This is a genomic window from Cohnella sp. AR92 (genome assembly GCF_003990975.1).
Lineage (GTDB): Bacteria > Bacillota > Bacilli > Paenibacillales > Paenibacillaceae > Cohnella.
On sequence record NZ_RZJR01000005.1, the window covers coordinates 286,194 to 300,562 of the forward strand.

Here is a 14,369-nt window from a genome sequence, read left to right on the forward strand (position 1 = left end):
TTTGAAGCGTAATCGACTGATTTTAACAAAATAAGGGCTGTACGTTCCGTTAGATTTTCAAATGACCGTTTTTGCGGGCAATAAGGGCTTACAGTTCCGTTAGAGCTGCGGGAGAGGCTGATAATCAGTCCGCGAATCAAATAGGGATGCCTTCCAAGCCGAATGACTTGGAGACATCCCTTTTTATTTTGGCGCCGCAGGGGTACGACCGAGAATCAATCGAACAAATCTCCGAACATGTCCATGACGCTGCGCTTCTTTTTGTGCTTATTATTGTAGTGGCCTTGATTGTCGTAAGATCCGTGGTTGTTGTAGGAGCTTTGGTTATTATGCGAGCCTTGGTTGTTGTAGCCGTTGGAATCGTACCTGCGCTCCTGGCCGACCGGCCGCGGCGGCTTATCCTGGTAATACCAGTCGTTGTACTCCTCGCGGACCTCGCGAACCTCGCTCATCAGCTTATCGAGCTCTCCTCGATCCAGCCAGACTCCCTTGCAGCTTGGGCAGATATCGATGAGAACGCCGTTCTTCTCGACCTCTCTCATTCGGCTGTCGTTGCATACCGGGCAATTCACTCGTTAGGAACCCTCCTTTGGATCGTAGTGTTCCTATCTACGCCTGGAATCATTTACGGTTTCAGAAGATCGTAAGCCCGGGCGAACTCCTCCTTCGACATCCCAAGCCCCGTCTAGGCTCGCAAGCATGGGCGTGTCATTTTTGCGAAAATGGGGTCTTCTCTCTAAATCTTTCGGCTAAACATGACGATAACTCTAATAACGTGTCGGTTGCGAGTGACAAACCAGCCACGCTACATAATCACTGGACAAGCTGGGGTGTACGAATGAAGAACTCAACGATAATCGGGCTTATTCTGGGGTTTTTTGCTCTGATTGTGGGGATGATCCTGAAGGGCGCCCCGATAACGTCTCTTATCTCCAACCCTGCGGCGTATGTTATCATCCTGATCGGAACCGCCGCATCGGTCGTTATGGCCTTCCCGAGCCGCGACCTGGCCAAGCTGCCTAAGCTGTTCAAGATCATCTTCAAGGAACAGAAGCTGATCTCGAAGCAAGAAGTCATCACGATGTTCATGGAATGGGCTTCGATTACCCGCCGCGAAGGCCTGCTCGCCCTGGAAGCACGGGTGGACGAGATCGAGGATCAATTCCTCAAGAACGGCATGCGGATGATCATCGACGGCAACGACCAAGACTTCGTGCGGGACGTGCTCCTCGAGGACATCTCCGCGACCGAGGACCGGCATAAGTCGGGCGCGCAGATCTTCTCCCAAGCCGGCATGTATGCCCCTACGCTGGGCGTACTCGGCGCCGTTATCGGCCTGATCGCCGCTCTCGGCAACCTGGATGAGATGGAGAAGCTTGCCCACGCCGTTGCCGGCGCCTTCGTTGCGACGGTTCTCGGTATCTTCACCGGTTACGTCCTCTGGCATCCGATGGCCAACAAGCTGAAGCGCCTCTCCAAGAGAGAAGTGGAGTTGCGCCTGATGATGGTCGAAGGCCTGCTCTCCATTCAATCCGGCGTCTCCACGACGGCGATCCAGCAGAAGCTGTCCGTCTTCTTGACCCCGACGGAGCGCCAACGCTTGGCCGAGAAGGAGGAAGCGTCTCGTGAGCAGAAGGAATCGGCATGAGGAGCATGAAGAACACGCGGATGAATCCTGGCTGCTGCCTTATTCGGACTTAATGACGCTTCTGCTCGCCCTGTTCATCGTTCTGTACGCGGCGAGCTCGGTCAACACCTCGAAGCTCGAGGAACTGAGCAAGGCGTTCAACAACGCGTTCTCATCCGGCATCAGCATTCTGGACAAGAGCGCGATGATCGAAGCGGACGACGAGGCGAGCAAGAGCCAGAAGCAGCGCCACGAGGAGCTCGGCATCCGCACCCAGCAGGAGAAGCTGAAGGCGCAGGAGCAGCAGGATCTGGAGCACCTGAAGAAGGAGCTCGACCAGTACATCAAGAAGAACGGGCTGGTCACGCAGCTGCAGACGCAGCTCAATCAGTCCCAACTAATGATCACGATCCGCGACAACGCCCTGTTCGCCTCGGGCAGCGCGGACGTCAAGCCTGCCGCGGAGAAGCTCGCCGTCGCGATCGGCCTGATGCTGCAGAAGTATCCGGATTACGAGGTATTGGTCTCCGGCCATACGGACAATCAGCCGATCAATACGTACGAGTTCAAGAACAACTGGGAGCTCAGCTCGCAGCGCGCGCTTAACTTCATGGAAGTGCTGCTCCAGAACAAATCGTTCGATCCGAAGAAATTCAGCTTCATCGGCTACGGCGAATACCGCCCCGTGGACTCGAACGCCACGGATGCCGGACGCGCGAAGAACCGCCGCGTCGAAGTGTCGATTCTGCGGAAGTATACGGATACCTCGGCGGAGAACACGGTGCTTAGCGCCATCTCCAGCGAAGCGAATGCTCCGGCAACGACCGCGACTTCCAATTAATCGAACGCAAGAGCAAGTTGAAGGGCTGCCGATCGGCAGCCCTTCTTGTTATTATGGCTCTGTAATTGCTCTTGCTCATGCTCTTGTTCTTGCTCTTGCTCTTGCTCATGCTTTTGCGACTCCATGCGTGCGTGATGTCCGGCTGCCCGATTCCTTCCGATTACGTACTCCGTTTAGCGAGCCGCTGAATCTCGTCGTTCGCTACCCGGCGAACCGGCGAAGGGGTCAACGCCTTCCCCTGCGCATGAGCTAGCCCTTGGCTTGAGCCGTTCGCGACGGCTACCATGGCGGCGGCGACATCGTCGCCTCTCACCGCTCGATACTTCCGCAGCGGCCCGGAGAGGACGGGAGCCAGAGCCGGCATGACGACGGCGGCGATTTTCTCTACAAGCCGGAACTCCTGACGTTCGCCCATCAGAAGCGAAGGCTGGAAGATGGCGAGCTCCGGCAGGCCGAGCGCGGCGAGATCCCTCTCCAATTCGCCTTTGACGCGGCTGTAGAACACCTTCGATTCGGCGGAGGAGCCGATCGCCGTAACGAGAAGAACCCGCTCGGCTCCAAGCTTCTTCGCCAGCCTTCCGAAGGCCAACGGATAATCGTAATCGACGCGGCGGAAGGCTTGCTGCGAGCCCGCTACCCGAATGGTCGTTCCCAGAGCGCAGAACCAATCCTCCGGCGCCTCTCCTTCCCGCGCCAGCTTCTCCAGCTCTTCGATCGTTCCCGTCTCCGCCATCCGTTCGAAGTCGAGGACAAGCGTTCTAAGCTTGGGATGCTTCGAGCCGGTCTCTCTTCTGGCAAGCGAGATGACCTGGCGGTACCGGTCATCGTCGAGCAATCGCCGAACGAGATGGGCGCCCACCAATCCGGTCGAGCCTATTACAACCGCGGTCTTGCCTGTTTGCCTGGATTCGGCCATCGGTCTCCTGTCCTCCTGCTATTTCGGTTCGACGGCCTCGAGCTCTTGCGCAGCCTGCGGCAAAGCCTTTAGCTTTCAAACCTCTCGGCCTGCTCAGGACTCTGCCTTAAAGGTCTCTCTGCTCTCAAGTTTCCAGACCTTCAAGTTTCCCGACCTTCAAGTTTCTAGACCTTCAAGTTCCTCGACCTTCAAGTCTCTAGTCCTTCGAGCCCCTCAGCCTTCGCCATTCGCGACTGCGGCCGTCTTCTTCCTATCTCGTTCCATACGTTCCTTGCGAATTCCTGCCCACAGCGATAGATTCCTCCAGATCGCCGCGATATCCTGCCCGTAATGCCAAGCGGAGGACGACCACATGCCGCCGAGCTCCTCCCAGAAGCGCGCCTTCCCGCGCCAGCCAAGCTCCTCCAGCATCAGCAGGCGCTCTTCCGAACGCCCGAACTCCTTCGTTCGCCTAGCCGGCAGGTCCGCTTCCGTCGAGAAGCCGTACAGGAGCCGGATATGCTCCTCGACGAATCGATCGGTCCATAGCTCGTCTCTTCCCGCCACTCCCCATAAGTCCGGCAGCCGGTTGGCCGAGAGCGGGACGATTCGCCGGGAAGACAGCATTCGGGTCTCGTAGAGGGCTTGGCAGAAGGCGACATCCCCCCGAATGCCGTAATCTCTTCCGAACGCCAAGTACGCTTCCGCGCTCCCCGCTCCGATCCGAAGCTGCCGTCTCTCCGCGTACCGTTCCAGCTCCTCGGCGCTCACCTTCGCCTCGCCCGCAATCGGCGTCTTGCCGGACGGATCGCCCCCATCCTCGGTCCGATAGCGCCGTTCTTCCCAAGCAAGCATGCTTGTCCCCCCACTCGGCTGAGTCTGTTCTTCTCATTCTATTCGGAGGGAGTCCCTTACTTGCACTTCGGTCCTTCTCTGTTACAATTTATACAACAACGCGCGGATACCCACATATTCACGGTACGCACATCCCGTCATCCCCATAGGGGTGTGGATAACCGAATAGGCTTCAAGCCTTGTCCTGTCTGGGTTCTGGCAGGTTATTCCCTAGCGAGTCCACAATTTACCCACAGATAATAACATGGTGTGCACAATTATGTGGACAACGAAGAGGTTATCCACAAAATTGTGCACACCATGTTAACAACGAATACACGTTCGCGGTAAAACAGAAAGGAGCCAGAACGAATGATAGATCTTCAGCTCGAAGATGAGAAGTGGATGCAAGAAGCGATTAAGCAAGCAAGAATGGCAGAGGAGATCGGGGAGGTGCCCATCGGCGCGGTAATCGTTCGGAACGGCGAGATCGTCGGCTCCGGCTACAATGTCCGGGAGACGACGCATGATCCGACCGCCCACGCCGAGATGGTGGCCATACGCCAAGCGAGCGAGTCGCTCGGCGCATGGCGCCTGTTGGGCTGTACCTTATATGTAACGCTTGAACCTTGCCCGATGTGCGCGGGCGCTATTCTCCAGTCCCGCGTGGAGAGAATCGTGTACGGGACCGCCGATCCGAAGGCTGGGTGCGTCGGCACGCTGATGGATCTTCTGCGCGACAACCGCTTTAACCATATGACGGAGTGGACTTCAGGAGTGCTTCAGGAACAATGCGCCATGCTCTTGACCGATTTCTTCCGGCGGCTTCGCGTCCGCAAATAAAACGATTGCATTCATAGGTTGTCTGCTTCTTCTTTGTTCCATGCGCCTTCTCTGGAGTTGAACAATCAATCGGTCAGCTTCTTCGCTTACTGCGACAATTTCCGGGTCGGTCAGATTACCCAGGTGGTTCGCCATGTCATAAAGCCTATTCTGCAGCATCTTCAGGCGATGGATGAGAAGTGAATTATCCATTGGGGCTTCTGGCCGCTCCTTTCGTATTAGAAGATTCGTCACACAGCGATAGCATCCGTGATCTAGACTCATTATATGATATATTTACGGCCTTTGATGTAGAACCGTGTCGAGCCAATCATTTTAATTTCTCTCAATTTCCGACAATTTTGGTGCGAGGGAACTATTACCGCGGAATTAATAAATGCCGCTAATACGATAGTAAAGGAGTGTATGCGATGACCGCACGTTTGCTGCTTGTCGAAGATGACGAATCCTTGCACCGAGGCATCGAATTTACGCTCCGCCAGGAAGGCTACGAGGTGGTCGGCGTGCGGCGGATCGCGGAAGCCGAGGCCGCGGTCAAGAACGCAAGATTCGACCTGCTTGTCCTCGACGTCCAGCTGCCCGACGGGAACGGCTTCGACTTCTGCAGCAGGCTGAGACAAGAATCCGACACCCCCGTGGTCTTCTTGACGGCAAGCGACAGCGAGCTGGATATCGTCCGCGGCCTGGACCTGGGCGGCGACGACTATATCACCAAGCCGTTCCGGCTGCGCGAATTCCTGTCCCGCATCCAGGCGGTGCTTCGGCGCCATCACATGGGCACGGGCCGAAGCACGCAGAGCGAGACGGCGTCGATTCCGTCCGGGGATCTGATGCTGTACCCTCAGGAGATGCGGGTGACCAAGCAAGGCCGCGAAATCTCCCTTAGCATGACCGAGTTCCGCCTGCTGTCGCTGCTCATGAATCACCCGCGGGCCGTCCTGTCCAAGGAGCAGATTCTTCAGCAGCTCTGGCAGGAGGGCAGCGATTATATGGACGATAACACGATTGCGGTGAACGTCAGGCGCCTGCGCGAGAAGATCGAGGATAAGCCCAACGATCCGCAGAAAATAATAACGGTACGGGGGGCAGGCTACCGGTGGAACGGCTAAACGAGTCGAGACGAAGCTTCGGACAGGTGTGGCGCAATCCCGGGATCCGCCGGTTGGCCGTCGTCTGTCTGGTCTCGGCGCTCTTGCTCATGCTGTTTGCTTGGGCCTTCAGCCGCTATCAGGGAGAGCGCTTGAAGCGAGAATGGCTCGCCCGGGACGAACAGCTGATCGGTACGATCGCCGCCGGCCACCCCGAGATCGCTTCGGAGCTGCCCCGGCTGTTCGCGGACAATTCCTCCGGGGACTCCGCCATTCGGGAACGAGGCCGGGAGCTGGCGGCTCGTTACGGCTTGACGAGGTCGGTCGACCCCGCCGTCCTTCCGATCGTCGAGAGCTATCGAACGAATCTCTGGGCGACGCTGTCCATTGCGCTAGGTCTATTCGTCCTTCTATCCGCCGCGCTGCTGCTTCGGGTTTACGATCGCCCTTACCGCCATATTCGCCGGCTGGCCATCTCCTTGGAGAATTCGGTGAAGCAGAATGCGCCGATGGACAAGCCCCTCTACGAAGACGGAGAGCTGGGCTTGCTCTCCCACGCCGTTCAAGAGCTGTCCCTTCGTCTGCAGGAGACCATCGCCCAGCTTCACAAGGAGAAGTCGCTGCTTAAGGATACCGTGGCGGATATCTCCCATCAGCTCAAGACTCCGCTCGCCTCGCTCACGATCTACGTCGAGCTTCTGCAGGATCCCCGAACGAGCCAGAAGGACGCCCGCGAATTCCTCGATACCTGCCGGCGCGAGCTGGACCGGATGGAATGGCTCATCCTGACGCTGCTGAAGATCGCCCGGCTGGAAGCGGAAGCGCTGGAGCTCGCTCCCGTCAAGGCTTCCCTCTCCCATACGATCGAGACGGCGCTCGATCCGCTCCGGAGCATGGCGGAACAACGCATGGTCGAGCTCGTCGTGAACGCCCAGGAAGAGCTGACGCTCCTTCACGACCCCCGATGGCTGTCGGAGGCGTTCACGAATCTGGTCAAGAACGCGATCGAGCACAGCCCCGAGGGCGGACAGGTCTCCATCCGGATCGAGCGCACCCCGTTGTTCGCCCATATCTCGGTGAAGGATCAAGGAGAGGGAATCGACGAACGGCACCTTCCCCATATTTTCAAGAAGTTCTACCAGTCCTCGCCCGCCGGAAGCGGCGTCGGTCTCGGCCTTCCGCTGGCGAAGTCGATCATCGAGAAGCACGAGGGGCTGATCTCCGCATCCAGCAGGCCGAAGGAAGGTACCTCCTTCACCGTAACGCTTCCTCTCCACCGTTCCGGCTCCGCAGGACCTTCCCTTACAAATCTGTAAGCTGCCGCCTCCTGCCCTGTAAGGTTGAGGATCTATACTTGGCTTATACCATGATACAGGGAAAGGATGAACGGTCGATGAACATCATCGAAGCAGATAGACTAGTCAAGACTTACGGGAAGGACAGCACCAAGGTAGAAGCCTTGAGAGAGGTCAGCTTCAGCGTCTCCCAAGGGGAATTCGCCGCGATCGTAGGCTCCAGCGGCTCGGGCAAGAGCACTCTGCTCCACATGCTGGGAGGACTCGATCACCCCACCTCGGGAACGGTGCGTATCGACGGAGAAGACCTCTACGCGCTGAAGGAACGGGAACGCGCCGTTTTCCGCCGCCGAAAGATCGGGTTTATTTTCCAATCGTTTAATTTGATTCCCGTCCTGAGCGTCGAAGAGAACATCCAGCTGCCGCTGCTCCTCGATCATCGCCAGCCGGACAAGGAATACATTCGCGACCTGATCCATACGCTCGGCTTGGACGAACGGCGCAAGCATCTGCCTTCGGAGCTGTCCGGCGGTCAACAGCAGCGCGTCGCCATCGGACGCGCCCTCGCTTATCGCCCGGCCATCGTGCTCGCCGACGAGCCGACCGGGAATCTGGACAGCGCCAACAGCCGCGAGGTCATGGAGCTTCTGAAGCTCGCCGTGCGGCAGTACCACCAGACGGTCATCGTCATCTCCCACGACATGAACATCGCCGCCGAAGCGGACCGCGTGCTGCGCATGCAGGACGGCAAGCTCGTCAGCGACACCCGAGGGGGCGACCGGGCATGAAGGGCTATGGCGCACTCGCCGGGCGCTACCTGAAGCAGCAGCGCAAGCGTTCGATTCTGACGATTATCGGCATCATTCTATCGGTCGCTCTGATCAGCGCCATCGGCACGATGGGCCAGAGCATGAAGGATAATTTATATGAGCAAGCCGTCTACGATTACGGCTCTTACCACTTCGCTTATAATAAGGTGGACAGCGGGCTCTACGACGAACTGACGAAGAACGTTCTCGTCGACAAGGTCGGCGTCATGAAGGAGAGCTCGAAGACGCAGCTCCCGGATTCGATAAAACTGACGCTTAACGAAGCAAATTCGGATGTGTTCCCTCTGACTCCCCTGCACCTGTCTGCCGGGCAGTGGCCAGCGTCTTCCGACGAAATTCTTGTGGAGGAATGGGTTCTGCCCTACCTTCCGGGAACGCCTAAGCTGGGAGAGTCGACAACGCTGAAGGGACCGGATGCACAACCGCACGAGTACCGCATCTCCGGCACGTTGAAGAATTCCCGGAACAGCCAATTGAACTTCGAGACTGCGGCCTACACGCTGCAGAACGATGTCGGATCTTCGACAGGCGATCTCAGGCTCTTCGTTACCCTGAAGTCCGGCGTGGATATCAGCAATCATCTCGATTCGTTCCAGAAGCTGAATCCGGAAGGCTTTAATTCAAACGGCATCGTGCTGTCTTATATGGGAGAGTCGCCGGACGATAACATCAACAAAGTGATGCTGATCATCTTCGGCACTCTGATCGGGCTGGTCGTACTGTCGACAGCCGCGGTTATCTATAACATCTTCCATATCTCCGTTCTGGAGAGAATCCGCCAGTTCGGGCTGCTCCGGACGCTCGGCGCGACGCCTTCGCAGATTCGCGGCCTCGTGTTCCGGGAAGCGACGACGCTGGCGGCAATCGGCATCCCTCTTGGCCTTCTGTGCGGCTGGGGCGTGCTCTGGCTGGTCATCAAGCTGATGGTCGAGGCCGGGTTCCAGATTCTGGCGATGGAGGAGTTCCATCTAACCTGGCATGCGTGGATTCTGGCAGGCAGCGCGGCCGTCGGCCTGGTCTCCGTCTATCTCGCTGCTTGGCTGCCCGCCCGCAAGGCGGCATCCGTATCGCCGGTCGACGCGGTTCGCGGCGCGGGGAGCATCGTGCGGGAGACGTACCGCCGCTTCCGGCTTCCGTCTCCGCTGCAAGCCTTCGGCGTAGGCGGCAACATGGCCGCCAAGAACATCCGCCGGAACCGAAGCAAGTTCCGGATCACGAGCTTCTCGGTCATCATTAGCGTCACTCTGTTTATCGTGTTCCATTATTTCACGCAAGAGATGTTCACCATGACATCCAGCTCGAACGACGAGGATCGGATCGCTTTCTCGGTCACGAGAATGTCTCAGCCGGATATGGATAACGCGAAGCCTGCCGACTTCCTGACGGAAGATCAGATCAAGAAGATCGAGAACATCGCCGGGGTGCGGGGAGTTTACGGCAGATATGATACCCCAGGCTTCTATGCCTGGGTTCCCCCGAAGAAAGTCAGCTCGGAATTCCTGCGAATCTCCGGGATTCAATACCTGGAGACGACCCGGGACGGGGTCACTTACGACATGATCTACTCTTCCCTGTCGAAGTACGACGATGCCCGCCTGAGAGAAGCAGCCAATTATCTCGTTGACGGCACGGCGGATCCGGAGAAGCTGAAGGCGATGAACGGGGTTCTGCTCGTTCAGGCGGTCAAGCCTCAAGATCCCAATACGGGCAAAAGAACGCTGCTGGATATGACCGACTACAAAGTCGGAGATAAGCTGCTTGTCGACATGAGCGGCAATCCGGACGGGAACGTTGCTTCGGCCGAGACGCGGGAAGTCACGATCGGCGGCATTCTGTCCCAGTCTCCCTTCGGCTCCATGTACCAGGAAACGAGCTATCGGGTGATGGCGCCCGATACCGTATTCGACGAATTGGCCGGCTTGACCGACAAGAACAATCCGATAAGTTCGACACGGAACGGCATCGACGTCGCGATGAAGGACGGAGCGGACAGCGGTCCCGTCCGCGAAGCGCTGGAGCAGCTGGTGAACAGCACTCCGGGGTCCTATCTGGTCGATACGGCTGCGGAGCAGAAGGAACAGCGCCAGTTCAACCTTCAGATGATGATCTTTATCTACGGCTTCTTGACCGTCATCGGGGTGATCGGAAGCTTGAATATCATTAACACGATTCAGACGAACCTGCTTCTGCGCAGGCGCGAATTCGGCTTGCTTCAAGCCGTCGGAATGACGATGGGACAGTTGAAAAGGATGGCGACGCTGGAGGGAGTCTGGTTCGGATTGCTCGGAAGCATCTGGGGGCTCATTCTCGGTATCGGCTTCAGCTACTTCCTGTTCATCGAGCTCACGAACGTGCAAGGAATGCCGTTCCGCTTCCCGTGGTCCGGCTCGCTGATCGCATGCGGGGCAGCCTTCGCCGTCGGCCTGTTCGCCGTGCAGGGTCCGCTGCGCCGCGTTGCCAAGACCAACCTGATCGATTCGCTTCGCGAAGAGAATTAAGAATAAGCCTAAGCCGAATCCGAATTACTCGATTCGGCCGGGCGCCGGGCCGCAGGAGTCTCTCGAGATCCATTCCGTAGGCAGCACGACCCGCTTCGGCAGCTCGGAAATCGAATCCGTCTCCTCGGCAATAAGCCGGTCGAGAAGCATGACCGCCTCGTAGCCCATCCGCGGCATATCCTGCCGAATGGTCGTCAGCGCGGGCCGCACGCTTCTCGCCGCTTCGATGTCGTCGAAGCCGACGACGGACACGTCCTCCGGGATGGAGAGGCCTCTCTCCTCGGCGGCCTCCATGGCGCCGAAGGCGCTCATATCGGAGCAGCAGACGACCGCGGTCGGACGCTCCTCCAGAGAGAGGAGCCGATGCATCGCTTCGTAGCCGCTCTCGCGAGTGAAGTCTTCCCCCGCCCGGTATTCGGAACGTTCGCTCAGGCCGTTCTCCAAGAGGCCCTGACGGAAGCCCTGCTTCCGCAGCTTCTCGACATACGAATCCGCAAGTCCCGCGATATAAGCGATCCGCCGATGGCCCAAGGCATGCAGATGCCGGACGGCCTCGCGGGTCGCTTGCGCGTTATCGGAGGTTACCATGCCGATTCGGCTTGCTTGAATGTCAAGGTCGATGAACACCGCGGGAAGATCGGAATCGATCAGCTCGACGAAGTCCCTGTCCGTATCCTGGAACCCGAACACGAGCACGCCTTCCACGTTGCGGGTCCGACAATGGCGAACCAGGCTGTACTCCGGGTTGATGTGGGCTTGGGACAGATAGATAAGGTCATAGCCCTTCTCCTGCAGAGCCCGGTCGATCCCGCCGAGCAGGCTTCCGAAGAAGGGGTGCGTCAGGCCCGTCGTCAGAGAGACGCCCAGCGTCATCGACCGCTGGCCGACAAGCGCCCGCGCCGCCGCGTTCGGCTCATACCGCAGCTCGTTCGCGATCCGCAGCACCTTCGCTCTCGTCGCGTCGCTGACCGAAGAATATCCGTTAAGCGCCTTGGATACGGTGGAGACCGATACCCCCGCAGCCTTGGCTATATCTCGTATATTAGCCGACATGTTCGTACCGACCGCCATTCCGCCGCTGGATTCCAGCGTCTCTATTTGATACTAAAATACCCTTAATAGCGCGGCTTGGCAATCGCCGCCTGAATATCCGGCCCTTGGCGCGGGAAACTACAACCGAATACACCTAACAAGGAGGACTGTATATGGCCCTCGTGCCTTACGAACCGTTCCGCCGTCTGGATTCCTTCCGCCGGGAATGGGACCGGTTCTTCTCCGACGAGCAATCCCTGACCAAGCACGGCACCCTTCTCGGACTCGGGCATATGACGATCGACGTTCACGAGACCGACGCCGAGGTCGTCGCGACCTGCGACATTCCAGGCCTGGAGAAGAAGGAAGACGTCGATATCGAGGTCGAGAACAATCTCTTAACGATTAGCGGCATGGTCAACCGCAAACAGGAAGTGAAGGAAGACCGCATGCATCGGCAGGAACGCTTCTACGGCCGGTTCCACCGTTCGATCTCGCTGCCCTCCAACGTCACTTCCGAGGGGATTCAAGCGAGCTACAGGAACGGAGTGCTGGAGGTTCGCATGCCGAAGCAGAAAGGCGACTCCAGGAAACGAATCGACGTCCAGTTCCATTAGAGGCGAAGCCTAACGAACGCCGCGATCTCGAGCCGGCGACGGCTCCGATTCGCGGCGTTTGGCGTTTTGTTTCGCTTATTCGATCGCGACGGTGATGAATCCGGAGATCAATGTGAAAATGATAAGAAAGACTTCACCTCCTCACCTCTTTGACTCCTCGACTTTTCGACTCATCCCCTCCGCGCCTTTTCGACTCTGCGCCTCTTCGCTGCTCTAACGGAACCCACAGCTCTTATTTGCCCGATAAACTCGCAATTCGAAATTTAACGGAACTCAGCGCCCTTATTTCGCCCCAAACGGCCGATTTTTCCCCGTTTTCTCGAAAATAACGTCTCCTGGTTCCGTTAGAGTTTAACAACCTGTTTTTGAGCTGAAATAACGTCTCTCCGTTCCGTTAGCTCCTGTTGGAATGGAAAGCAGTGGGGCCGCTCGAATCTAGGAGGCAAGGCCTCTCCCATTTTCACAATCCGATTGCCTATCAAACTTATGAACCTTTCAGATTGGTTTAATCTCCGCTTTAGGATCGGACTCCATAATAAAGCCATCGCAAGCAAGGAGGAGGATCCGAATGAACGAGAACAACATGGAAAAAGTCGATATAGAGAGCTCCAAGGAGCCGGTCACCGTCTATCGCTATGATTCTTCCAACAATATCGCTAGAATGCAATCTTCCTACGAGGAACAGCTGAACGCCATGGAGCCGCCTAGCTCTGCCGGAAGCGGCGATGGCGGGAACGGAGGAAACGGGAAGCGCGGCAATCGGCCGGATCGCCCGAAAGGACCTTCGGCGAAGTCGATGGTCGCATCCTTCCTAGTCGGGGCGCTGGTCGTAGGCGGACTCAGCTTCATGTCCGACAAGCTCAACCTATTCAGCGGAGGCACGGCCGCCTCCGTCGAATCGTCGGCCTCGGGAGGCCATTCCTATTCCGACGTTGCCGGATTGACGACGGCCTCGGTCGCCGCCAACGTCGACGAGAAGATCTCTTCGGTGTTCGACGAGGCGAATCCCGCGGTCGTCGAGATCGAGAATTACGGGATCGAGAGCCAGTCGACGAGCTCGCAGCTCTTTGGAGGCTTCGGAGGCTTCGGTGAGCGGATGGATGATCCGAGGCAGCAATCCCAGCAACAGCAGAACCAAGACCCCGTATTGATGGGGACGGGGACCGGCTTCTTCTTCAACGAGGATGGCTATATCCTGACGAACGAGCACGTGATTGCGGACGCGACGGAGCTGAAGGTCAAGGTTCCCGGCTATGACGAGCCGCTCGACGCGACGGTGGTGAACTCCGACGCGGATCTCGACCTGGCGGTCCTGAAAGTGACAAGCCCGGACGGCAAGAAGTTCCCGGCGCTGAAGATCGGCGATTCCGACCAAGCGAATATCGGTGACTGGGTCGTCGCCATCGGCAATCCCTACGGCTTGGATCACACCATGACCGTCGGCGTGCTCAGCGCCAAGGAGCGGCCGATCACGATTACGGGAGAGGACGGAACGGAGCATAAATACGAGCATCTGCTGCAGACGGACGCTTCGATCAACCCCGGCAACTCCGGCGGGCCTCTGCTGAACACGCGGGGAGAAGTCATCGGGGTCAACACGGCCGTCAACGCGGAGGCGCAGGGCATCGGCTTCGCCATTCCGGCTTCTACCATCCAAGATGCGCTGACCGAGCTGATGGCCGGAACGTCGGCGAAGAGCCTTTAAGCAACAATCCGAAGCACGAAAGGCGAACGGCCCTCGGCTATCCGAATTGGGATAACCGAGGGCTTTTTCATGACGAATAGACAGTTCCTCCTTGGGTCGTCCCCCGACTTTTTGTGCAGTTCCTCCAACTTATCCGAGTACCGGCGGCTATAAAAATTTCTCCCTTGTCAACGTCTCCGTCATCTGCTTATAATAGACACAAAGTTTAATCGCTTTAACTTTTGAACTCAAAAGATTGCGATTTATTTTTTACACCGAAAGTTA

General features: G+C 57.7%; 14 protein-coding genes. 9 read left to right on the forward strand and 5 right to left on the reverse strand.

All coding sequences use genetic code 11. The features are described 5' to 3' along the window. Window positions 1–215: 215 nt before the first annotated feature. The gene (locus tag ELR57_RS10100; protein WP_126958933.1) at window positions 216–572 is read right to left on the reverse strand and encodes a TFIIB-type zinc ribbon-containing protein; all 357 of its coding nucleotides are present in this window, start codon (window positions 570–572) and stop codon (window positions 216–218) included. A 266-nt stretch (window positions 573–838) separates the two neighbouring features. Between ELR57_RS10100 and motA the strand changes: the two genes are divergently transcribed. Both motA and ELR57_RS10110 read left to right on the forward strand, forming a co-directional pair. Then, window positions 839–1,648, forward strand: coding sequence for a flagellar motor stator protein MotA (gene motA / locus ELR57_RS10105; protein ID WP_126958934.1), 810 nt, complete (start codon window positions 839–841; stop codon window positions 1,646–1,648). Beyond that, window positions 1,626–2,468 carry a flagellar motor protein MotB gene (locus ELR57_RS10110; RefSeq protein ID WP_126958935.1) on the forward strand — a complete coding sequence of 281 codons (843 nt, stop codon included), beginning with the start codon at window positions 1,626–1,628 and terminating at the stop codon, window positions 2,466–2,468. Before motA ends, ELR57_RS10110 begins: the two co-directional genes overlap by 23 nt. 160 nt (window positions 2,469–2,628) lie before the next feature. On the opposite strand, the gene ELR57_RS10115 is transcribed toward ELR57_RS10110, so the two are convergent. Then, complete coding sequence (locus ELR57_RS10115; protein ID WP_126958936.1) at window positions 2,629–3,384, reverse strand: NAD-dependent epimerase/dehydratase family protein; 756 nt, start codon at window positions 3,382–3,384, stop codon at window positions 2,629–2,631. Between the two features lie 213 nt (window positions 3,385–3,597). Then, on the reverse strand, window positions 3,598–4,218 hold the full coding sequence (locus ELR57_RS10120; protein WP_126958937.1) for a hypothetical protein: 621 nt from the start codon (window positions 4,216–4,218) through the stop codon (window positions 3,598–3,600). A 351-nt stretch (window positions 4,219–4,569) separates the two neighbouring features. Between ELR57_RS10120 and tadA the strand changes: the two genes are divergently transcribed. Further along, window positions 4,570–5,040 carry a tRNA adenosine(34) deaminase TadA gene (gene tadA / locus ELR57_RS10125; protein WP_126958938.1) on the forward strand — a complete coding sequence of 157 codons (471 nt, stop codon included), beginning with the start codon at window positions 4,570–4,572 and terminating at the stop codon, window positions 5,038–5,040. On the opposite strand, the gene ELR57_RS28595 is transcribed toward tadA, so the two are convergent. Further along, window positions 4,969–5,304, reverse strand: a complete 336-nt coding sequence (locus ELR57_RS28595; protein WP_370452240.1) for a Spo0E family sporulation regulatory protein-aspartic acid phosphatase — start codon at window positions 5,302–5,304, stop codon at window positions 4,969–4,971. The genes tadA and ELR57_RS28595 overlap by 72 nt on opposite strands. A 146-nt stretch (window positions 5,305–5,450) precedes the next feature. On the opposite strand from ELR57_RS28595, the gene ELR57_RS10135 reads away from it, so the two are divergent. The 4 genes from ELR57_RS10135 (at window position 5,451) to ELR57_RS10150 (ending at window position 10,751) form a co-directional block, all read left to right on the forward strand. Next, window positions 5,451–6,149, forward strand: coding sequence for a response regulator transcription factor (locus ELR57_RS10135; protein WP_126958940.1), 699 nt, complete (start codon window positions 5,451–5,453; stop codon window positions 6,147–6,149). Beyond that, complete coding sequence (locus ELR57_RS10140; RefSeq protein WP_126958941.1) at window positions 6,137–7,444, forward strand: sensor histidine kinase; 1,308 nt, start codon at window positions 6,137–6,139, stop codon at window positions 7,442–7,444. Before ELR57_RS10135 ends, ELR57_RS10140 begins: the two co-directional genes overlap by 13 nt. 77 nt (window positions 7,445–7,521) lie before the next feature. After that, on the forward strand, window positions 7,522–8,211 hold the full coding sequence (locus ELR57_RS10145) for an ABC transporter ATP-binding protein (RefSeq protein ID WP_126958942.1): 690 nt from the start codon (window positions 7,522–7,524) through the stop codon (window positions 8,209–8,211). Next, the gene (locus tag ELR57_RS10150; protein WP_126958943.1) at window positions 8,208–10,751 is read left to right on the forward strand and encodes an ABC transporter permease; all 2,544 of its coding nucleotides are present in this window, start codon (window positions 8,208–8,210) and stop codon (window positions 10,749–10,751) included. The genes ELR57_RS10145 and ELR57_RS10150 overlap by 4 nt, the downstream gene beginning before the upstream one ends. Window positions 10,752–10,775: 24 nt before the next feature. Here ELR57_RS10150 and ELR57_RS10155 read toward each other — a convergent pair whose 3' ends face one another. Further along, window positions 10,776–11,804: a LacI family DNA-binding transcriptional regulator gene (locus tag ELR57_RS10155; RefSeq protein ID WP_158629985.1), complete on the reverse strand. Its 1,029-nt coding sequence runs from the start codon at window positions 11,802–11,804 to the stop codon at window positions 10,776–10,778. 152 nt (window positions 11,805–11,956) lie between these two features. Between ELR57_RS10155 and ELR57_RS10160 the strand changes: the two genes are divergently transcribed. Further along, on the forward strand, window positions 11,957–12,400 hold the full coding sequence (locus ELR57_RS10160) for an Hsp20/alpha crystallin family protein (protein ID WP_126958945.1): 444 nt from the start codon (window positions 11,957–11,959) through the stop codon (window positions 12,398–12,400). Window positions 12,401–12,968: 568 nt separating this feature from the next. Then, the gene (locus ELR57_RS10165; RefSeq protein ID WP_126958946.1) at window positions 12,969–14,105 is read left to right on the forward strand and encodes a S1C family serine protease; all 1,137 of its coding nucleotides are present in this window, start codon (window positions 12,969–12,971) and stop codon (window positions 14,103–14,105) included. The last annotated feature ends 264 nt before the right edge of the window (window positions 14,106–14,369 follow it).